A 20,639-nucleotide genomic window follows, 5' to 3' on the forward strand; every position below is an offset into this window, starting at 1 on the left:
GGATGCGCGAGGACCAGATGACAAGTACCATTTCGAAGGCGGCCATTTCTCCGGAGCCGAAGGTCGGTATTCCCCCGGACGCCGGCGAACGGTACCGGCGAGACGGCTTCTTTTTCTCGCCGCCCATCATCCCCACCGACCTGATCAGCCGGGTCACGGCCAGCATGGACGCGGTCATGGCCGGCGAATACGAGACCGGGGAACCGCCGCGCCGTTCATGGAACCCGGGCGACGACCCGAAGTGCATCCGCAAGATCGACCAGGCGCACCTGTCGGACCGGACGATCTACGAACTGGCCTCGCACCCCGCCATCGGGCACTGGGCGTCCGTCCTGCTGGGGGCGAAGCGCGTCCAGCTGTGGGCGTCCCAGATGCTTTACAAGCCACCGGCCGGCCCTGACGGCGGGGTGACCGGCAATGTCGGCTGGCATCAGGACAAGCAGTACTGGAGGTACCTGGAAGGCGAGCTGTTCACGGCATGGGTTGCCGTAAGCGACGTGACGGCGGCGTCCGGCCCCATGCGGTTTCTGCGGGGCTCGCACCGGTGGGGGCTGCTGGACAGCGGCGACTTCTTCGGCCACGACCACGAGGCGCAGCGGAAGGACATCCCCGTACCCGAGGGAGAAAGCTGGGTTGAGGTCGAGGCGGTCCTGCCTCCCGGCGCGGTCAGTTTCCACGACCGCCATACCTACCACGCCAGCGGGCCGAACGTATCGAACGCACCGCGCCGCAGTTTCGCCTTTCACCTGCGGACTGAAAACACCCGGCCGGTGGAAGGCCGCAACGACTACTACCTGCAGCACCTGGACGATCCCGCCTATTGCCCGGTGCTATACGAGGCGTGATTTAACAAGGAGTCACCCGGTATGAGCGATGTATTGGATGCGGTCTTTATCTTTCCACTGATGCTCGTGGGCATGTCTCTCTTCATCACGGGCCTGCTCGCCATGGCCGGCGGCAACAACATGGGGCGTATCGGCCTTTCCACCCCCAGGCGCGGCAAGATCGCCATGGCCGTGGGGGTGGTCATAAACACCATCGGGATTACCTTGCTGACCTGACTTTTCCCAGGACCCATAGTCTCAGCAGCGGGCCAGCATCATGAGCGTGTTACTGATCGCCGCCGGGCTCTACCTTTTCGTATCGGGCGTGGTCGTATGGGCCGGCGGCAGGACGGTGGAGCGGATCGGGCTCACCACCCGGAACCGTGGATTGATCGCGCTCATCCTGGGCGCTGGCCTGTTGATCTACGCCATAGCCTACTAGCCGTCGTCACCTGTACCAGCTTCCGTCACCTATCGCAAAAACCCTTGCCGCCCAGTATCTTCCGGACATTTTCCGACTTTCTGATGTAGGCGGCCACCCAGGGGTACATATCCGCTCCGGCTGGTTACCTTCGGTCCGGAATCCTCCGGTAGCCATGGATGCGCCGCACCTGTGCTCGCCGCTGCGCCCGCGATCGAGAAATCCGGCGCGGGGATCGCACTCAACACTTGATTGTAACAAAGAAATCGACTTCCTTCTTAAGTATAGCACTTTCCTTCGCCGGACCGTTTAGCCGTATGCGCGAAAGTTCACCGGAAACGCGCCGGTCCGTCTGAAACCGAAATCTCAAGATCAGAATTCCCATGACCAACGACCTCTTCCATCCCGCCGTGGCCGCGTGGTTCGAGGACCGGTTCGAGGAACCGTCCGACATCCAGAAGCGCGCCTGGCCGGTCATCAAGCAGCGTCAGAACACGCTGATCGCGGCGCCCACGGGTTCCGGCAAGACGCTCGCGGCCTTCCTGTCCTCCATCGACGACCTGGTCCGCCAGGGCCAGTACGGATCGCTGCCCGAGGGCACGCAGATCGTCTACGTTTCGCCCCTGAAGGCTCTCAGTAACGACATCCACGCCAACCTGCAGGTCCCGCTCAAGGGCATTCAGGCGATCCTGAAGGAGCGCGGCCGGCCAGACGTGCCGATCCGCGTGGCGGTCCGAACCGGCGACACGCCCACGAGCGAGCGCGCCGCCATGACGAAGCATCCGCCCCACATCCTGGTGACGACGCCGGAAAGCCTCTACCTGCTGCTGACCAGCGCGGGCGGGCGCCGGATCCTGCCGAACGTGCACACGCTCATCATCGACGAGATCCACGCGCTGGTGGGCAACAAACGGGGATCCCACCTGGCCCTTTCGGTGGAGCGGCTGGAACGGCTTACCTCCGGTCCGCTCACGCGCATCGGCATATCGGCCACGCAGAAACCCATCGACCGGATCGCCCACTTCCTCACCGGCGCGGGCTACGCGAAGGGCAAGGGCTGCAAGATCCTCAACACCGGGCATCGGCGCAAACTCGAGCTGAAGATCGAAGTGCCCCGTTCCCCCCTCGGCGCCGTCATGTCGAACGAGGTGTGGGAAGAGGTGTACGAACGCCTCGAGGAGCTCATCCTGCGGCACCGGACGACCCTGGTCTTCGTCACTACGCGGAGCATGTCGGAGCGGCTGGCCCGCCACCTGAGCGAACGGCTGGGCACCGAGAACGTCACCTCCCACCACGGCAGCATGTCGAAGGAGCACCGGCACGACGCCGAACAGCGGCTCAAGGCCGGCGCGCTGAAGGCCCTCGTGGCCACGGCCTCCCTGGAACTGGGGATCGACATCGGATCCGTCGATCTCGTCTGCCAGATCGGCTCTCCCAAGGCGATCGCCACGCTCATCCAGCGGGTGGGCCGCTCGGGCCACACGATTACGGGCACGCCGAAGGGCCGCCTGTTCCCCCTGACGCGGGACGAACTCGTGGAGGCGGCCGCGATCATGGACTCGGTGCGGCGGGGCGAGCTGGACCGGATCATCATCCCCGAACAGCCCCTCGACGTGCTGGCCCAGCAGATGATCGCGGAGGTGGCCAACTGCGATTTCAGCGAGGACGATCTGTACCACCTGGTGCGAAAGGCCTATCCCTACCGCGGTCTGTCCCGGGAGGAATTCGACGGCGTCGTGTCCATGCTGGCCGAGGGCTATACGCCGCGCCGGGGCCGCAAGCACGCCTACATCCAGCGGGACCTCATGAACGGTACGGTCAGGGGCCGGAAGGGGGCACGGATCAACGCCCTGATGTCGGGCGGGACGATTCCCGACCAGTTCGACTACGACGTGATCATGGAGCCCACGGAGACCTTCATCGGCACGCTGAACGAGGACTTCGCCATCGAGAGCACGGCCGGGGACATCGTGCAGCTGGGGAACAACTCGTGGCGGATCCTGCGCGTGGAGAAGGGCAAGATCCGCGTGGAGGACGCCCAGGGCCTGCCGCCCACCATGCCCTTCTGGTTCGGCGAGGCGCCGGGGAGGACGGTCGAACTCTCCGCTTCGCTGTCGCGGCTAAGGGAAGAGGTGGCGAGCCGGATGGACGTGGGTTCGGAAAAAGGGAAGCTCGACCCGGAATGGAAGCGGGAGGCCGAGGACTGGCTGATGGAATCCGCGGGCGTTTCCCACGTCGCGGCGACGCAGATTGCGGAGTACCTCGGCGCGGCCAAGGCGGCCCTCGGCGTCATCCCCTCGCAGAAGGACCTGGTGGCGGAACGGTTCTTCGACGAGGCCGGCGACATGCACCTGGTGCTGCACAGCCCCTTCGGAAGCCGGGTCAACCGGGCCTGGGGACTGGCCCTGCGCAAGCGTTTCTGCCGGACCTTCAACTTCGAGCTGCAGGCCGCGGCCAACGAGGATTCCATCATCCTGTCCCTGGGCGCCACCCACAGCTTCTCCCTGGACGACGTCTTCAGCTACCTCAACGCCAAGACGGTCCGGGAGGTCCTGGTCCAGGCGCTCCTCGACGCGCCCATGTTCGAAGTGCGCTGGCGCTGGAACGCGTCCACCGCCCTGGCCGTGCTGCGGCGCAGGGGCGGCGACCGGGTGCCGCCGCAGATTCAGCGGTCCGTGGCCGAGGACCTGATCGCCCAGGTGTTCCCCGACCAGATCGCGTGCCTGGAGAACATCGCGGGCGACCGGGAGGTGCCGGACCATCCCCTGGTCAGCCAGACGATCGAGGACTGCCTGCACGAGGCCATGGACGTCGAGACCCTGGAGACTGTCCTGAAGACGATGAAGTCCGGAGACATGAACGTGCACGCCCGGGACCTCCGCGAGCCCTCGCCCATGGCCGAGGAGATCCTCAACGCCCGGCCCTATGCCTTCCTGGACGACGCACCCCTCGAGGAGCGGCGGACCAACGCCGTCCGGAACCGCCGCTGGCTCGACCCCGCGGTCGCCGGCGACCTGGGACGCCTGGACCCCGAGGCTATCGACACCGTGCGTGGCGACGCCTGGCCCGAGGTGCGCAGTCCCGACGAACTCCACGACGCCCTGGTGCTCGCGGGGTATGTCACGGAAGAAGAGGGGCGAAAGGGCGATCAGTTCGGGAGCTGGACGGAGTACTTCGCCGTATTGGAAGGCGACCGCCGGGCCGCCACGCTCGTGACGGAGGGCGGGAAACGCCTGTGGACGCCCCTGGAACGGCGAATCCATTTCGAGCGGGTGCATCCGCAGGGGCGATTCGAACCGGCGGAGGCAATCCCGGACGACGTGAGAGGCAACCTGGAGAAGGGTTTTCAGGCCGCGGCCAGGCAGGCCCGCCCGGCCGACGCATCCGAGCCGACCGAGCCGACCAGGCCGGCCGACGCATCCGCCACGGAAGAGCACGTACTGACAGAATACGCGCTGGTGGAACTGATACGCGGGAGGCTGGAGACGCTGGGTCCGGTCACGGCGGCCGGCCTGGCCGGGTCCATCGACCTGCCGGTCGGCAAGGTCGATCAGGCGCTGGCCGCCCTGGAGCAGGAGGGATTCGTATTCAGGGGACAGTTTTCGCCGGACGCGGACGGGCTGGAGTGGTGCGAACGGCGGCTGCTGGCGCGGATCCACCGCTTCACGATCACCAAACTGCGCCGGGAGATCCAGCCCGTTTCACCCGCCGACTTCATGCAGTTCCTCTTTACCTGGCATCACCTGGCGCCTGACACCCGGCTCAAGGGCGCCGACGCCGTGACCGCGGTGCTGCGCATGCTGGAAGGCGTGGAGGCGCCGGCCGCGGCCTGGGAGAGCGAGATCCTGCCGTCCCGCGTTACCGACTACGACTACGCCTGGCTCGACAACCTGTGCCTTTCCGGCAAGTACGCCTGGGGACGGCTCCGTCCCCACCGGTCGAACGGCGAGCACGGAAAGACGGCCGGTCCGATCCGGTCGACGCCCATCGCCATCGTGGACCGCATGAACCGTTCTCTGTGGATGTCCCTGAGCGGCGTGACCGGCGACGACGAACTTCCGTTTTCCACCTACGCGAAGACGGTACTGGACCTGATGACCCGGCAGGGCGCGGTGTTTTTCGACGACATCACCTCGCAGTCCGGCCTCCTTCGGACCCACGCCGAGGAGGCCGTTGCGGAACTGGTTTCGGCGGGGATGGTCACGTCGGACAGTTTCGCGGGCCTCCGGGCCCTGCTGGTGCCGTCCCGTCACCGGGAGTCGAGGCGGGGACGGGAACGCCGGAACCCCTTCGACCTGTCGACGGCGGGACGGTGGGGACTGACGTCCCGCGTGCCGGCGGAAGGCAACGCGGAAGAGGATCTCGAGGCCTATGCCCGCGTCGCGCTCGCCCGGTACGGCGTCGTGTTCCGGCGCCTGACGGAGCGGGAGAACACCTCACCGCCGTGGCGGGACCTCGTGCGGGTGCTTCGGCGGATGGAAGCCCGGGGAGAGATCCGCGGCGGCCGGTTCGTGAACGGCGTCTGGGGCGAGCAGTACGCCCTGGGCGAAGCCGTGACCCTGCTGCGCAGCATCCGGCGGAAGGAGAAACAGGGCACGCTCGTGGCCATCAGCGCCGCCGACCCCCTGAACCTGGTCGGCATCATCACGCCCGGGCGGCGCGTACCCGGCATCACGACCAACCGGATCCTCTACCGGGACGGCGAACCGATCCTGATCATGGAAGGCGGCGAAATCAGGGAGACCTCTCCGGTAGCGGCCGAAGAACAGTGGGCGCTGCGGCAGGAGCTGGTCAAGCGGGATTTCCCGCCGAAGCTGAAAGCCTACCTGAGCGGACGTCGGACCCGAGAAAAGGCCGGTGCGCAGAAGTCATAGTGCGCATGAGAAGCGGACCGACGGTCCTTGACGGCCCTTGCGGCCGGTCCCGGGCGGCAGGCATGAAGAAAGTCTTCATCATCCTACTGGCTTCCGTAATCTCGTTGTCGGCAACCGGCAAGGGATTCGCCCAGGTCGCCCAGGTCGCCCAGGTCCCCGAAAAGCGCATGTCGATCAGCCTGGGTGGCGGGAGGAGTATCCCTCTAGGCGATTTTGCGGACGGAAAAACCAGGGGATCTTTATTCCTCCTTGGGGTGACGGTACGCGTTTCCGAATCCCTTCATCTCGCGTTCAACGGCCATGACAACCTCTTTTCAGTAAAACACGGTCGACACGACAGGGATCGCCTGAGCGACGAAGCGCTGCAGAGACTTGGACCGGACGTGGATGCCAACGTAAGCCTGGAAGGCGCCAACTTCGGATTGATGTACAAGACCACCACTTCCCCCGCAGCCGTTTACGGGATCGGCGGCATCGGCTACGCCAGGGCAATCGACCGGTTCTTCGGTACCGTGCGCGGCACGAAGTTGACCGCGTTCAGTTCAGAGGCTTCTTTCAGTGTCCTTCTGGGCGGCGGCGTGCACATGCCCGTTACGGACACGGTCGGCCTGGCGCTGGACGTGAGATACATTCGCGCCTTCAACGACCGGAACATCCAGTGGATTCCGGTCGCCGCCTCTGTGGTCTTCAATTTCTGGAAGGTAGCACCTCAGTAGGTACCCCGGCGCGGCGCTGATCGCCCGGCGTCCTCTACGCTTCCATCATCGTCTTCAATACGTCTACCAGTTGCGCGGGCGAGGCCGTTCCCGTGACACCCAGTTGACGGACGGTAATCGAAGCCGCGAGGTTTCCGACCAGGGCGGCCTCCATGAGCGTCGCGCCGGCGGCCAGCGAGGCCACGATCCCGGCCGTGACGCTGTCCCCGGCCCCAACGGTGTCCACGGGTTCCGGAACGCGTATGCCGGGCACATGCCGGCGGTCATCGCCGTCGATCAGCAGCAGGCCGTCCGCGCCGAGGGTGATGTAAACCGGCCGTGCCGTTCCTTCGTCCGCTCCGCCCATCTCACCCGGCCGGTCCGTTCTATTGTCCGCTCCGCGCATCTCGTCCCGGTTTCCCTTGCGGATGACGTGGTGGAAATCGCCGATGCGTTCGCGCGAATCCGCCAGGATGACTTTCTCCGGCAGGTTCTTGCCGAGGTCGCCGATCGCATCACGGACCCGGTCCGTGACGACTCCGGTGTTGGGTCTCCCCACCTGGTCCAGGACGGCCACACCGTCCACCCCGGTCGTCATGTCTTCCATGAATTCGATCAACCGGCCTTCCAGGGCCCGTGGCGTGGGCGTCCGGTTCTGTATGTCGATGCGGCTTGATTCCCGTTCTCCGCCCGGCTCCCGGTTCATGGGCTTGATGTAGGTGGGCGTGAACCGGTCCGGGGATTCGACCAGTCCGTCGAGGCGGACTCCCATGGCCGCCAGGCCCTGCCTGAGCTCGTACCCCTCCCCGTCGTCGCCCGTGATCCCCACGGCGAACAGGTCTCCGACGCCCAGGGCGTGCAGGTTGGCCATGACCGTGCCCGCGGCGCCGGGCATGCAGCGTCTGGCGACGACCTGGCGCGCGGCCAGCCCCGTCTCCAGGGACGGTTCGTCCAGTGCCGGATCGAGGACCAGGTACTTGTCCAGGAAGAAGTCGCCCACGACCATGATGGATAGGCCGGCGAAGCGGGACAGCAGGCTTTCGAGGCGGTGTGGAGTCATCTCAGGCAATGTAAGATCCAGCGGACGTAAATAAAAGTATTTACAGTAAATAAACGATTTCGGCAGGCTGCTTTTCCTTGATTTTCGGGCTCAGAAAGTGTACCTTTGCGAACTGGATTGAGCCGCGATTTCCTCACACTTTCCCAGGACATCAAACCGCATTCGAAGCATTGTAGCGTTACGGATGCATCCACTTTATTGATATATGACCGGTTCCGTTCATTCCTCAAGTCGGCACGCCCCGCAGCAAGGTCCCAAAGGAAGTTACATGCGCCTGGCCGATCCCCTGCCGGATCAGATTCAGAAGAAACTCTACCCCGTACTGGAAACCGACGAAGAAATCCACATCACCCTGGAATCGGACCTGGACGCGAAAGGCCGGTTCCAGCCCTCCTGGCTCATCGTAACCGACCGCCGCGTCATGGCCCTTGAACTCAACGGCGCCGGCGACGACATCGCCGTCCCGCTGGATGACCTGACCAGGGTGGCGGTGGAACCCCTGGTAGGCGGCTCCTGCCTGGAGGTCTCCACGGCCGAAGACACGATTCCGCTGATCCGATATTCCCAGAGCCGCGTGGACGTCTTCAACGAGGCGCAGCGCGGCATCGAGCAGCACATCGAGGAAAAGCCGTTCCAGGTCAAGACGGAGTTCCCCCGGGTGGTCTGCGACACCTGCGGCAGGCGCCTGCCCACCCGGGACGGACTGTGTCCCGCCTGCGTCAGCAAGTGGGGTATGCTCAAGCGGATCTGCTCCTACCTGGGCGCCCACCGGACCAAGGCCATCGCCATGGTGGCGCTGTTCGCCGTGCTCAGCGTGGCGGAACTGCTGCCGCCCAAGATTACGCAGCTCATCATCGACGACGCCTTCGCGAACGAAGACGTGGACCTGCTGTTCTGGTTCGTCGCGGCCATGGCCGGCCTGCTCGTCCTCCGCTGGCTGGGCGAGATGGCGAACGGCTGGCTGACGGCCTGGGTGGGCGCCCGCGTGGTGGCGGATATCCGGGCCCAGGTGTACCAACACGTCGAATACCTTTCGCTGGGGTTCCACGACAAGCAGAAGACGGGCGGCCTGCTTTCGCGCGTGACGCGGGACACCCGGAACGTGCGCAGCTTCCTGGTGGACGGCCTGCCCTTCCTCATCCTCCGCTGGATGACGACGCTCGGGATCATCGGCATACTGTTCTACACCAACTGGGTGCTCACGCTCTACATCCTCATCCCCGTGCCGCTCATCATCATCTGGGGCCGGGTCCTGTACCGGAGGTTGCGGACCTACTACACCCGCATGTGGCGCCAGTGGGAAGGTTTCTTCACCCACATCCAGGAATCCCTGTCGGGGATACGGATCGTCAAGGCTTTCGCCCAGGAGAACAGGGAGGTTAACCGGTTCAAGCGCAACGCGAGGGACATGTTCGCTCTGGAGTACTGGACCGAGAAACAGTGGATCTACTACTTCTCCACCATGGGCCTGCTGAACTTCCTGGGCTTCATCGTGGTATGGCTGGTGGGGGGCGGGCAGGTGCTCGGCCAGGAACTCACCCTGGGCGAACTGATCCTGTTCTACTTCTACCTGCAGATGTTCTACGGTCCGCTGCGGTGGCTCGGCCGGGTCAACAGCTGGATGACGCGGGCCATGAGCGCCGCCGAAAGGGTCTTTGAGCTAATCGACATGGAACCGGAGAATTACGAGGACAAGAACGCGAAGCAGATGCTGCAGACGCGGGGCGAGATCAGGTTCCACGGCGTGACGTTCGGGTACGACGCCGCGCTGCCGGTGCTGCGGGACGTCAATCTACATATCCGGCCCGGCGAGATGATCGGGCTGGTCGGCAAGTCGGGTGCCGGGAAGAGTACGACCATCAATCTCATCTGCCGGTTCTACGACGTGAACTACGGTTCGATTACGCTGGACGGCGTGGACCTGCGGGACATCCGGCTCGAGGACCTGCGCGGCCATATCGGTGTCGTCCTGCAGGAACCGATCCTTTTCAACGGGACGATCCGGGAGAACATCGCCTACGGCAAGCCCGCGGCGAGTTTCGAAGACATCATGGCGGCGGCGCGGGCGGCCAACGCCCACAACTTCATTCTCGCGAAGCCCGATGGATACGATACGATTCTCGGGGACAAGGGCACGGGACTGTCGGGCGGCGAGAAGCAGCGCGTCTCCATCGCCCGGGCGATCCTCCACGACCCCCGCATCCTGATTCTTGACGAGGCGACGTCCTCGGTGGACGCCGAGACGGAGAAGCAGCTCCAGGAAGCCATCGCGCGGTTGATCAAGGGGCGCACGACCATCGCCATCGCCCACCGCCTGTCCACGCTGCGGGACGCCGACCGGCTGGTGGTGCTGGAGCAGGGCCGGGTCGTCGAGGAAGGCACCCACGAGGAACTGATCGCGAACCGCGGCCACTTCCATCACCTGGTACGGCTGCAGAAGGCCACATCCGAGATCATGGAGGTGGCATGACCGACACCGCGACCACCTACAAAGAGCGGATGCCCGACGCGCTGGCCGACCGTTGCCGGGCGGCGCTGCGGGAAGGAGAGTCCGTCCGCATCGCGGCGGCGACCGACCTGACGGAAGACCTGCGGTTCGAGGAACGCTGGCTCCTCGTGACGGACCAGCGCCTGTTGCGGTTCGATTCGAACGGGGCAGGCACGGGAAACGGGGCAGGCACGGGGAACGGGGACGGGTCCATCGAATTGTCCGATGCCAAAAGCGCCGCCGTGGAAGAACTGGTCGGCTCGGGCCGGATCAACGTGGTGATCGGGAACGAAGAGGTCGAGGTCATCCGCTATACCCCGTCCCAGCGCGCCAAGTTCGCGCGGATCGCCCGGGGTATCGACCAGCTCATCAAGGAAGATCCGGTCGACATGCAGGGGGAGGTCGACAAGACCCGGTGCGACCGGTGCGGACGCCTCCTGCCCGAACCGAACGGGATTTGTTCGGCGTGCACCAACCGGCTCGCGATGATGCAGCGGATCGCCCGATACGCCCTGCCGTTCAAGGGCAAGCTCGCGCTGATGGTCTTCCTGTCGCTCCTGTTCACCCTGGCCGAACTCGGCCCGCCCTATATCATGGGGCGCATCATCGACGACGTGCTGGGCGTCCCGGCCGGCGGTGTTCCGGCCGGCGGCGTCCCTGCCGACGGTGTGGCCGGGGACCCGTTCGCGTTCCTCTACCTGCTCGTCGTCGCCTACGCGGTCATCCGACTCGTATCCTTCGTCCTGGAGATCTTCAAGGACCGCCTTTCCGTATGGCTCGGCGGCCGCGTGATCGTGTCCGTCCGCGAAGACCTGTACGAAAACCTCTCCCGCCTGAGCATGAAATTCTACAACAAGCGGCAGGTGGGATCCCTGATCTCGCGGGTCTCCAACGACACGGAAAGCATGATGTGGTTCCTGGTCGACGGCGTGCCCTATATCCTGACCAACCTCCTGCTCCTGGTGGGGATCCTGGTCCTGCTCTTCGTGACCAGCTGGCAACTGACGCTCATGGTGCTCATTCCCATACCTTTGCTCGTCATCGGCGGGGGGTATTTCTGGGTCCGGCTGATCCGGGCGTTCCGGACGAAATACTACCGCTGGGGCAAGCTGGTGGGCATGGCGGGCGAGATGCTTTCCTCGGTGCGCGTCGTAAAGACCTTCGTCCAGGAAAAGCGGGAGATGCGCCGGTTCAGAAGCAGCAACGAAGGGGTCTTCCGGGGCGATTACGAGAGCGAAAAGGAAGCGGCCGTTTTCTTCAGCACGGTCAGCATGCTGACGTCGTCCGGAATGATCCTGGTCTGGTACTACGGGGGAATCGCCGTCATTGACGACACCTTCACCACCGGCGCCCTCATCATGTTCATCGCCTACCTCTGGATGCTGTACGAACCCCTTCGGTGGTTCGGCGAGCTGAACACCTGGTCGAGCCGGGCCATGAGCGGTGCGGAGAAGGTCTTCGAAATCGTCGACACCCCCGCGGAAACCGAGGACCGGGACGACCCGGTCGAGATGAAGGACATGAAGGGCGAGGTGGAATTCGAAGACGTGACCTTCGCCTACGAGGCGGGCAAGCCCGTTCTCCACGACATCAGCCTCCACGTGCAGCCCGGCGAGATGATCGGGCTGGTGGGCAAGTCCGGGTCGGGCAAGACGACGATGACCAACCTGCTCTGCCGGTTCTACGATATCGACGACGGCAACCTGGAGATCGACGGCGTACCGATCCGGGACATCGGCCTGGAAGACCTGCGAAGGCAGATCGGCGTCGTGCTGCAGGACTCCTATTTCTTCAGCGGATCCATCGCGGAGAACATCCGGTACAGCAGTCCGGACGCCTCGATCGATCAGATCATGCGGGCGGCGCGGACGGCGAACGCCCACGATTTCATCTGCGCGAAGCCCGACGGATACGACACGCAGATCGGCGAGAACGGCAAGGAACTGTCGGGTGGCGAAAAGCAGCGGATCGCCATCGCGCGGGCCATCATCCACGATCCACGCATCCTGGTCCTGGACGAGGCCACTTCGTCGGTGGACACCCACACGGAGAAGCTCATCCAGGAGGCCATCGCCAACCTCGTGAAGGGCCGGACGACTTTCGCCATCGCCCACCGGCTTTCGACCCTCCGCCGGGCGGACCGGCTGGTGGTACTGGACGCGGGAAAGATCGTGGAGACGGGCACCCATGAGGAACTGCTGGACATGAAGGGCCATTTCTACCGCATGGTCGAAACGCAGCGGGCGAGCACCGCGGTCATGGCCGTGGGCGGGGGCAAGGCCGACCCGAACCGCGGCGCCAACGGACATAGTTCTTAAGCGGGGAGATCGAGATGCCGGATGAACCTGGCGTAGACGCGCCGGACACCTTTGAATTCGAGACGGGGATCGAGAACGCCCCCGTCGAACCCTACCAGGCGAGCGAGATCCGGGTCTTCCGGGCGCCGAAGAACACCGTGCGCATGACGGTCCGCGACGAGCGGTCCTACATCCGCGTCCGGCCGGTCAACGCCTCCCCCATGGCTCACTCGGACCGGTACGTGTCGCTCCTGGACATCAAGAACGAGGAAGTGGCCTTCATCAAGGACCTGAACGACCTGGACGAAGATTCCCGAAAGGTCATCGAGGAAGAGCTGGCCCACCGGTACCTGCGGGCGACGATCGAGCGGGTGAACTCCATACAGATGGAATACGGCGTCACCTACTGGGACGTCATGACCGACCGGGGCAAGCGAGAGTTCGTCATCCGCGGCCACGAGAACACCCACTGGGCGTCGGATTCGCGGCTCTTGCTCACCGACGTCGACGGCAACCGGTTCGAGGTGGTGGACTACACCCGCCTGGATGCCCACAGCATCCAGTTGATCGAGACCAACGTGTGACGGAAGGAAGATCATGGCGCGACGGACGGCGCAGGATAAGTACGACCAGCTGCTGCGGGACGGCTTCTGCGTAGTCGAGGGGGTGCTGAAGCCCGAAATGCTGGAACGTGTGCGGACCGTTTCCGACCGGCTTCTCGACGCCCAGCCCCCGTCCCACTTCGTGGAGCAGAAGTCCACGGGCAGCATGATCAGCGTCTTCGACGACGTGTTCTTCGCCGAACTGGTCTCGTATCCTCCGGCGCTCGCCGCGCTCGCCGATCTCGGGTTCGACCGGCCCAGCTGGTACTCCGGGTACGTCATCAGCAAGCCGCCCCGCAGCCCGGCGCTGTTCTGGCACCAGGACTGGTGGGGGTGGGACGATCCCTGCAGCTACGAGCCGCCGCCGCAGCAGGTCTTCCTGATGTACTACCTGGTCGATACCGACCGGCACAACGGCTGCCTCCGCGTGATCGCCGGATCCCACCTGAACCGCCATCCCCTTCACCAGTATGTCGAGGAGGCGCACACGGGCGACCTGCGGGCCATGGCTGACCCCGATCACCCGGCCTACCAGCCCGCCGCGAACGAGGTGGACGTGCCGGTCCGGGCCGGCGACCTGGTCATCGGGGATTCCCGGCTGCTGCACGCGGCTCACGGGAACAAGAGCGACCAGCGGCGCACGGTGATCACCCTGTGGTACATTCCCCTGTATCACCAGCTGCCCGGTCGCATCCAGGCCTACCTGGCGCGCCATCCCCGGCCGGATACGTGGACGGACGCGACCCGGGGTGCGCTGAAGCCGCTGACTGCGATATACGAAGGCGAAGCGGAACCCATCGCGCGGAACCGCGTGCCCGGGCAGGCGCTGAAGTAGCGGATCGCAATGACCAACGATACCCTCTACCAGGAAGCCCTCCGCCCCCAATTCCACTTCACGGCGCAAAAACACTGGATCAACGATCCGAACGGTCTGGTGTATTTCGACGGGGAGTACCACCTCTACTTCCAGCATACGCCAGGCAGCATGGTGCACGGCCGCACGACCTGGGGCCACGCGGTCAGCACGGACCTGGTGCACTGGAAGCAGCTTCACACCGCCGCGCTGGACGTGGACGAAACGGGCTGGATGTGGTCGGGGTCCGCGGCGGTGGATCATCATAACACCGGCGGGTTCAGGGACGGAGACGCGCCGCCGCTGATCGCCTTCTACACGGCGGGCGGCGAACGAGTGTTCCCTGATCGCCGGTGTATACAATGTATAGCCCACAGCAATGATCGGGGCCGGACGTGGACGAAGTACGCGGGCAATCCGGTCATCGGCCATATCCGCGCGGAGAACCGGGATCCGAAAGTGGTCTGGCACGAACCGACTTCGCGGTGGATCATGACGCTGTTCATAGATGACAACGACTATGCCCTGTTCGCGTCCCCGGACCTGAAGTCGTGGACGCACCTGCAGGACCTGACCCTGCCCGGCGTGTCCGAATGTCCCGATTTCTTCGAACTGCCGGTGGATGGGGACCCTTCGAATACGCGGTGGGTTTTCTGGGGCGCGAGCGGCGGCTACCTGCTGGGAAGGTTCGACGGACGCGAGTTCACGCCCGAGACGGATGTCCTGCAGGCGGAGCAGGGCGCCAACGGTTACGCCGCCCAGACGTGGAGCGACATCCCCGAGGAGGACGGCAGGCGGATCCAGATCTCGTGGATGCGGGGCGGCCGGTACCCGGCCATGCCCTTCAACCAGCAGATGTCCTTCCCCGTGGAACTGACGCTCAGGACGTTGCCGGACGGGATCCGGCTGTGCAGGGAGCCGGTGCGGGAAATCGAGCTGCTGCATACCGGGACGCACACCTGGCCTGTCGGCGACCTGGCGGTATTGGCGGCCGAACAGTTCCATCAGCGGTTCGAATCGGGAGCGATCAGCAGCTACGCAGTCACGGACCTGCGCGAGGCCGAAAGCCGGCTAGTCCTGGCAGACGAGGGCGACCTGTTCGACGTGCGGATGGAGGTTGAGGTGGAAGCCCAGGCCGGAGGGTTTTCCGTCGAAGTCCAGGGCCATTCCTTGGAATACGATGCGGAAGCGGGGACGTTGTCCTGTATGGGACGAACCGCGCCGCTGCGTACCATCGACGGTCGCGTCAGCCTCCAGTTGCTGATCGACCGGACCTCGCTGGAGATCTTCGGCAACCGGGGCGAAGTGTCCATGTCCTTCTGCTTCCTGCCGGCCGCGACCAATCACCGGCTGGCCTTAAAGGCGAACCGTGGAAGCGTGCACGATGAAAGTGTGCACGGCGGCGTCCGCATCGTATCACTCGTAGTTCACGAACTTCGGTCCGCGTGGGAAACGGGTTGATCCCATCATGAACAGCCCGCTCACCAAAGCCATCGAGAAGTTCCCCCGGGTCCGGCTGGGCTACGCCCCGACGCCGCTGGACGCCGCTCCGCGTCTGGGTGCGGCCCTCGGCATCGAGCTGTGGATCAAACGGGACGACTGCACAGGGCTGGCCATGGGCGGCAACAAGGTCCGACAGCTCGAATTCCCCCTGGGCGAGGCGCAGTACCGGGATGCCGACACCCTGTTGATCACGAGCGCGGTGCAGTCGAACTACGTCCGCGTGGCCGCTGCAGCCGGACGCCAGCTCGGCATGGAGACCCACATTCAGATGGAAGAGCGCGTACCGGACGTGGACGCCCTCTATAGGTCATCCGGCAACGTGCTGCTCGACCGGCTCTTCGGCGCGACGCTGCATACCTTCCCGGTCGGCGACAACGAGCCCGCGGCGGACGCGTCGCTGGACCTGCTTGCCCAAATGCTTGCGGAAGAAGGCCGCAGGCCCTACGTGATCCATCTCGCCCCCGCCTATCCGCCGCTCGGTGCGCTCGGTTACGTGCTCGCGGCCGAGGAGACCCTGGCGCAGGCCCGCGACCTCGACCTCGATTTCGACGCCGTGATCTGTCCCACGGGCAGCGCACTTACACACGCGGGGCTTCTGGTAGGCTTCCGGGCCCTGGGCAAGAAGGTGCCTGTATTCGGGATTTGCGTGCGGCGCGACACCGGCAGCCAGGTGGCACGTGTAAGCAAAGTAGCGGAGCAACTGGCTTCGATGATCGACCGTCCAGAGGTGTTCGACGCGGACGACATTATGGCGTTCGACGGCGTCCTGGCGCCCGGTTACGGCCGGATTAACGACGCGGTGAGCGAGGCGATCGCCCTGGCGGCCCGCCAGGAGGGGCTGCTCCTCGACCCGGTCTACACGGGCAAGACGATGGCGGGATTGATCGACCACGTGCGATCCGGCGTGATCCCGGCCGGCAGCCGCGTGCTGTTCGTCCATACGGGTGGACTGCCGGCCCTGTTTGCCTACGGAGACAAGCTGGGGAGCTGGCTGTCGGATGTGCCGTGGGGGGAAGGGTAAGATTTCCGACTCAAGTTTCCGGTCATATTACAACTGTATTCAGTCGTATATACAGTAGTTGGGAAGGTTAAACTTCAACTTGTCAGATATTGATGAAATTGTTATCCTACCAGCAGATTGGTATTGGATTTTAAAGCTGACCCGATGTGTTGGAAAAGCGAAGCATCCCTGTGAGGCCTTGGTCGCTGTCCGGCAGGATTATCGTTGTTTATAGAGAAAACTCGCAGCCCATTACAGTGAAACATGAGAATCAGGCACAAGGGTCTGCGAGCACTTCATGAGTGGGACAACGCCACGCGTGGGCTGCCTACTGAACTGGTGCCACGGCTCCGACGCATCCTGTTTCGGCTGCAAGAGGCGACGCATCCGCGTGACGCCGACGCACCGGGCTTCCGGCTGCATCCCCTGAAGGGTGACCGTGCGGGCCAGTGGAGCGTCCGAGTTTCAGGTAACTGGCGGGTAGTGTTTCGGTTTGAGGACGGTGAAGTCGTGGATGTAGACCTGGTCGACTATCATTGACAAGGGAGAGTGACGATCATGCGCGATGTTGATAGCGATCGCGTTGGCCCGATGCTGAATCCGCCGCACTTGGGCGAACTGATCCGCGAGAGCATGGACGATGTGGGTTGGAACGTAACAGAGACGGCCACTCGGCTCGGTTGTGAGAGAGGGACGCTGTCGCGTCTTCTGAACGGTAAAGCGAGGATATCCGCCAAATTGGCACTGGCGCTGGAAGACATAGGCTGGAGTACTGCCGATCATTGGATGCGGTTACAGGCGAGCTACGAGCTTGCGCAGGCGCGCCGTGATCGCGCCTCTGCCCAACGGCGCGCGGGTGCAATACACGTATGATTTGTTGCTGTGTTTGTGTTATGGGTCGGACCAAAGATTGATGCCTGCACGATTACGTTTTCCACTTATTGCTATGTGGATTGAAATCCCGCCGGTCTGAAAACAGCACTTACCCCCCCGATCTCTTCGTTTCGTAACGATTTCTCGACAACCTCGCTGGTCATGTCAGACAGACTAGCGACGTATTGCCGACTCACCCAAACGCCGCGGCAAACTTCCGCGAGCGCGTGTTGAGCAGGCTGTAGAACCCGCGCACTTCAGGATCGGGGTGGTCGCGCCAGAGGCCCGTGGGGATGGTGGTGAACTGGCTGAGGATGGGTCCGTCGCGATGGCCGTAGTAAACCTGGACGGACTTGCGTTCGTGGGTAGTTTTCCTCACGGTGGCAGCGTGGACCGCGGACAGGTTGAAGAGGATGACCGTGCCGGCCGGTCCGTGCAGGTGGACCCCGCCGCGCACTTTGACCTGTTCCTCGATGTCCAGTATGGGGCCGTCGCAGGGTTCAGGCGAGATCGAAAAGCAGTGCGTTTCCTCGCTTACGTCGGACAGGTATAGCATCATGTGGAGGTAGCCGCACCGGTAGGGCCGGTCGGTCATGTGCCGCCGGTCACGGTGCCAGACCTCCACCGGGTCGCCCTCGTGCGGCGCCATGTGGCGCAGGCAGGCCTCCGCGAGGCAACTGGGACCTTCGAAGATGGTCTCGATCGGGTCGATGAGCGCGGGATGGCGAATGAGCCCGTCGAATTCCGGGGAGGAGATGAGCGGCTCGCAGTTCACGCTCTGGTGGCCATCGAAGGCGATGGGCCGCCAGAAATACCCCGTCTCCGAACGGTCGCGGTCGTACAGTTCGATGTAGCGGCTCAGCTCTTCCTCGGTAAAGAGCTGGCCGAGACTTACGTAGCCGTTTTGCTTGAAGAATTCGAGATCGACCATGGTTGGAGCGTCCTCCTCCTCCTGCCCAGCCCGCAGCCTATACCCCGTTCATGACCTCCCGGAACAGCTCCGAGAAGACGGCCCGGTCCCCGGGCGTGCCCACCGTGACCCGGACCAGGCGGTCCAGTCCCGGCGCGGCGGGTTTTCTCAGGAACACGCCGCGCTCGATGAGGGTATTCATCACGGCGCCGGCCCGCTCGCCCGTACCAAAATCGAAGGCGACAAAGTTGGTCTGGGAAGGCAGCGAGGAAATCCCCGCGTCCCCGGCCAGTTCACGGTAGTCTTCCCTTCCCGCTTCCACGGCCTTAACCACGCTCGCCACGAATTCCGGGTCGCGCAGGGACGCCAGCGCGCCGGCCTGCGCCACCAGGCTCACACCGAAATGCAGACGGACCTTGTCGAAGGTCCGGATGACGTCCCGGTGGGCGATGGCGTAACCGACCCGAGCGCCAGCCATTCCGTGGGCCTTGGAGAAGGTGCGCACCCGGATCAGCCGGGGGTCTTCCACGTCGATGGGGAGTATGGTGTCCGGTGGCACGAAGTCGAGGTAGGCCTCGTCGAGAATGAAGAGGCAATCGGGCGGCACGCGGTCCAGGAGATCGGAGACGGCGTTGCTGCCGTAGTACGAACCCGTAGGGTTGTCCGGATTGGACAGGTAGAGGATGGAGGCTTTCTGTTTCTCGGCCAGGTCCGTCAGCGCAGCCAGATCGTTGCGGTCGTTGCGGTAGGGCACCGTTTCCAGCCTGCCGCCGAAGCCGTCGACGTGATAGACGAAGGTGGGGTAGCATCCGAGAGACGCGGCGACCGCGTCGCCCGGGTCCATGTACATGCGGACGATCAGCCCCAGCAGGTCGTCGATCCCGGCGCCGAGGGTCACGTTCTCGATGTCCACACCATGCATCGCGGCCAGTTCGGCCCGCAGTTCATAGCCTTCCGGGTCGCAGTACCAGGCGACGCCCTGCGCGGCTTCGCTCATGGCCGCTGCGGCCCGGGGCGACACGCCGAAAGCGCTTTCGTTGGCGCCGATGCGCACCCGGAAGGCTTTTCCCTGCTGTCGTTCGATGGTCTCGGGACCTACGAAGGGGGTCACGGAAGGCAGGTTCGCTACGATTTCGGAGTAAGGGGGTCTGGACATCGGATCCGGCGCGGTCGGGCTGGCCAGTCTGGCCATGCCGGCCAGGCTATGCCGCGGTTTCCATGTCGGCGCTGTACGTGCCGGTCCGGGCGGCGCTGTTGCACATGGCACGGTGGTAAAAGGCTTCTTGCCCTGCTTTGAAACGGGCGGGATCTCCACCCCATGCCCGCAGCGGGGCCGCCTGCAGTGCGCGGCCGTAGGAGAAACTGAGTTCCCACGGAAGCTCGCCGAACATGCGGTTCATGGCGTTCAGATGCGCCGTGGCGGTCTCGGAGGACTGACCGCCCGACAGGAAGGCGACGCCGGGTACATCCCGCGGGATGTTACGCAGGAAATTGTTCACCGTGCGGCGCGCGACTTCCTCCACGGAAGCCTGCTCAGGACATTCCGAACCCGAGATGACCATGCTGGGTTTCAGGACGATCCCATCCAGCTTGACCTCGTGCACGGCCAGGGCCTCGAACACTTGCCGCAGCGTAACGCCGGTAACCTCGTCGCACCGGTAGATGTTATGGTCGCCGTCCATCAACACCTCGGGTTCGACGATCGGTACGATGCCGCATTCCTGGCAAAGGGCGGCGTAACGCGCGAGGGCATGGGCGTTGGCGTCGATGCATACGTCAGTGGGAATGCCTTTCCCCACGGTAATGACCGCCCGCCACTTGGCGAAAGCGGCGCCCAGCTTCCCGTACCTGGTAAGGCGCGCGCGCAGGCCGTCGAGCCCCTCGGTGACTTTCTCACCGGGGAAACCGGCCAGGTCATGGATGCCGGTATCCACCTTGATTCCCGGAATCACGCCTTTGTCGGACAACAGTCTGGGAAAGGGCGTTTCGGCTTCGTCCAGGGCTTTCTGGCGCAGGGTCTCGTCGTAGAGGATGACGCCGCTTATGAATTGCTCCATGCCTTCGGTGGTGAACAGCATGTGCCGGTAGGCGCGGCGGTTCTCCTTTGTCGAGGGCAGTCCGATGGCGTTGAACCGGCTCCTGATGGTGCCGCTGCTTTCGTCCGCGGCCAGGATCCCCTTGTCCGGGGCGACCATGGCACGGGCGATCTCATTCAGTTTGGAAGGCATCTTCTGTTGTA

At 64.3% G+C, this 20,639-nt stretch carries 16 protein-coding genes; 12 read left to right on the plus strand and 4 right to left on the minus strand.

Annotated elements, in window-relative coordinates:
- Positions 1-2: 2 nt before the first annotated feature.
- From F4Z81_01425 to F4Z81_01440, 4 genes are all read left to right on the plus strand, one after another.
- Positions 3-845 (plus strand): phytanoyl-CoA dioxygenase family protein, encoded by an 843-nt coding sequence (locus F4Z81_01425; GenBank protein MXW03706.1) that lies wholly within the window; start codon positions 3-5, stop codon positions 843-845.
- Between the two features lie 21 nt (positions 846-866).
- Positions 867-1,061 carry a hypothetical protein gene (locus tag F4Z81_01430; protein ID MXW03707.1) on the plus strand — a complete coding sequence of 65 codons (195 nt, stop codon included), beginning with the start codon at positions 867-869 and terminating at the stop codon, positions 1,059-1,061.
- Positions 1,062-1,628: 567 nt separating this feature from the next.
- On the plus strand, positions 1,629-6,119 hold the full coding sequence (locus F4Z81_01435; protein MXW03708.1) for a DEAD/DEAH box helicase: 4,491 nt from the start codon (positions 1,629-1,631) through the stop codon (positions 6,117-6,119).
- Between the two features lie 62 nt (positions 6,120-6,181).
- Positions 6,182-6,835, plus strand: coding sequence for a hypothetical protein (locus F4Z81_01440; GenBank protein ID MXW03709.1), 654 nt, complete (start codon positions 6,182-6,184; stop codon positions 6,833-6,835).
- A gap of 34 nt (positions 6,836-6,869) precedes the next feature.
- Here the strand turns inward: F4Z81_01440 and F4Z81_01445 are convergent, their stop codons facing one another.
- A complete protein-coding gene (locus tag F4Z81_01445; GenBank protein MXW03710.1) occupies positions 6,870-7,874 on the minus strand; it encodes a carbohydrate kinase in 1,005 nt (334 codons plus the stop codon).
- A gap of 205 nt (positions 7,875-8,079) precedes the next feature.
- On the opposite strand from F4Z81_01445, the gene F4Z81_01450 reads away from it, so the two are divergent.
- The 8 genes from F4Z81_01450 (at position 8,080) to F4Z81_01485 (ending at position 17,490) form a co-directional block, all read left to right on the plus strand.
- Complete coding sequence (locus F4Z81_01450) at positions 8,080-10,344, plus strand: ABC transporter ATP-binding protein (protein ID MXW03711.1); 2,265 nt, start codon at positions 8,080-8,082, stop codon at positions 10,342-10,344.
- Complete coding sequence (locus F4Z81_01455) at positions 10,341-12,680, plus strand: ABC transporter ATP-binding protein (protein ID MXW03712.1); 2,340 nt, start codon at positions 10,341-10,343, stop codon at positions 12,678-12,680. The genes F4Z81_01450 and F4Z81_01455 overlap by 4 nt, the downstream gene beginning before the upstream one ends.
- 14 nt (positions 12,681-12,694) lie before the next feature.
- Positions 12,695-13,243, plus strand: a complete 549-nt coding sequence (locus tag F4Z81_01460; GenBank protein MXW03713.1) for a DUF1854 domain-containing protein — start codon at positions 12,695-12,697, stop codon at positions 13,241-13,243.
- A gap of 13 nt (positions 13,244-13,256) precedes the next feature.
- Positions 13,257-14,096, plus strand: coding sequence for a phytanoyl-CoA dioxygenase family protein (locus tag F4Z81_01465; protein MXW03714.1), 840 nt, complete (start codon positions 13,257-13,259; stop codon positions 14,094-14,096).
- Positions 14,097-14,105: 9 nt separating this feature from the next.
- Complete coding sequence (locus F4Z81_01470; protein MXW03715.1) at positions 14,106-15,575, plus strand: glycoside hydrolase family 32 protein; 1,470 nt, start codon at positions 14,106-14,108, stop codon at positions 15,573-15,575.
- Positions 15,576-15,582: 7 nt separating this feature from the next.
- Complete coding sequence (locus F4Z81_01475; GenBank protein ID MXW03716.1) at positions 15,583-16,638, plus strand: D-cysteine desulfhydrase family protein; 1,056 nt, start codon at positions 15,583-15,585, stop codon at positions 16,636-16,638.
- Between the two features lie 243 nt (positions 16,639-16,881).
- On the plus strand, positions 16,882-17,157 hold the full coding sequence (locus F4Z81_01480; protein ID MXW03717.1) for a peptidase: 276 nt from the start codon (positions 16,882-16,884) through the stop codon (positions 17,155-17,157).
- A 51-nt stretch (positions 17,158-17,208) separates the two neighbouring features.
- On the plus strand, positions 17,209-17,490 hold the full coding sequence (locus F4Z81_01485; GenBank protein ID MXW03718.1) for a HigA family addiction module antidote protein: 282 nt from the start codon (positions 17,209-17,211) through the stop codon (positions 17,488-17,490).
- A gap of 193 nt (positions 17,491-17,683) precedes the next feature.
- Here the strand turns inward: F4Z81_01485 and F4Z81_01490 are convergent, their stop codons facing one another.
- Genes F4Z81_01490 through F4Z81_01500 form a run of 3 tightly spaced genes read right to left on the minus strand, consistent with a single transcriptional unit; the run spans position 17,684 to position 20,628 of the window.
- Positions 17,684-18,421 (minus strand): phytanoyl-CoA dioxygenase family protein, encoded by a 738-nt coding sequence (locus tag F4Z81_01490; protein MXW03719.1) that lies wholly within the window; start codon positions 18,419-18,421, stop codon positions 17,684-17,686.
- Between the two features lie 37 nt (positions 18,422-18,458).
- Positions 18,459-19,556: an aminotransferase class I/II-fold pyridoxal phosphate-dependent enzyme gene (locus tag F4Z81_01495; protein MXW03720.1), complete on the minus strand. Its 1,098-nt coding sequence runs from the start codon at positions 19,554-19,556 to the stop codon at positions 18,459-18,461.
- A 46-nt stretch (positions 19,557-19,602) separates the two neighbouring features.
- Complete coding sequence (locus F4Z81_01500) at positions 19,603-20,628, minus strand: fructose-bisphosphate aldolase class I (protein MXW03721.1); 1,026 nt, start codon at positions 20,626-20,628, stop codon at positions 19,603-19,605.
- Between the last annotated feature and the right edge of the window lie 11 nt (positions 20,629-20,639).

Source organism: Gemmatimonadota bacterium, assembly GCA_009835325.1.
In the GTDB taxonomy this organism is placed as follows: domain Bacteria; phylum JAAXHH01; class JAAXHH01; order JAAXHH01; family JAAXHH01; genus JAAXHH01.

Coding starts and splice junctions, on each gene's coding strand:
- F4Z81_01485 (MXW03718.1), top strand. CDS start 17,209: ATGCTGAATCCGCCGCACTTGGGCGAACTGATCCGCGAGAGCATGGAC.
- F4Z81_01495 (MXW03720.1), bottom strand. CDS start 19,556: ATGTCCAGACCCCCTTACTCCGAAATCGTAGCGAACCTGCCTTCCGTG.
- F4Z81_01500 (MXW03721.1), bottom strand. CDS start 20,628: ATGCCTTCCAAACTGAATGAGATCGCCCGTGCCATGGTCGCCCCGGAC.
- F4Z81_01490 (MXW03719.1), bottom strand. CDS start 18,421: ATGGTCGATCTCGAATTCTTCAAGCAAAACGGCTACGTAAGTCTCGGC.
- F4Z81_01475 (MXW03716.1), top strand. CDS start 15,583: ATGAACAGCCCGCTCACCAAAGCCATCGAGAAGTTCCCCCGGGTCCGG.
- F4Z81_01445 (MXW03710.1), bottom strand. CDS start 7,874: ATGACTCCACACCGCCTCGAAAGCCTGCTGTCCCGCTTCGCCGGCCTA.
- F4Z81_01470 (MXW03715.1), top strand. CDS start 14,106: ATGACCAACGATACCCTCTACCAGGAAGCCCTCCGCCCCCAATTCCAC.
- F4Z81_01465 (MXW03714.1), top strand. CDS start 13,257: ATGGCGCGACGGACGGCGCAGGATAAGTACGACCAGCTGCTGCGGGAC.
- F4Z81_01460 (MXW03713.1), top strand. CDS start 12,695: ATGCCGGATGAACCTGGCGTAGACGCGCCGGACACCTTTGAATTCGAG.
- F4Z81_01435 (MXW03708.1), top strand. CDS start 1,629: ATGACCAACGACCTCTTCCATCCCGCCGTGGCCGCGTGGTTCGAGGAC.
- F4Z81_01455 (MXW03712.1), top strand. CDS start 10,341: ATGACCGACACCGCGACCACCTACAAAGAGCGGATGCCCGACGCGCTG.
- F4Z81_01480 (MXW03717.1), top strand. CDS start 16,882: ATGAGAATCAGGCACAAGGGTCTGCGAGCACTTCATGAGTGGGACAAC.
- F4Z81_01425 (MXW03706.1), top strand. CDS start 3: ATGCGCGAGGACCAGATGACAAGTACCATTTCGAAGGCGGCCATTTCT.
- F4Z81_01430 (MXW03707.1), top strand. CDS start 867: ATGAGCGATGTATTGGATGCGGTCTTTATCTTTCCACTGATGCTCGTG.
- F4Z81_01450 (MXW03711.1), top strand. CDS start 8,080: ATGACCGGTTCCGTTCATTCCTCAAGTCGGCACGCCCCGCAGCAAGGT.
- F4Z81_01440 (MXW03709.1), top strand. CDS start 6,182: ATGAAGAAAGTCTTCATCATCCTACTGGCTTCCGTAATCTCGTTGTCG.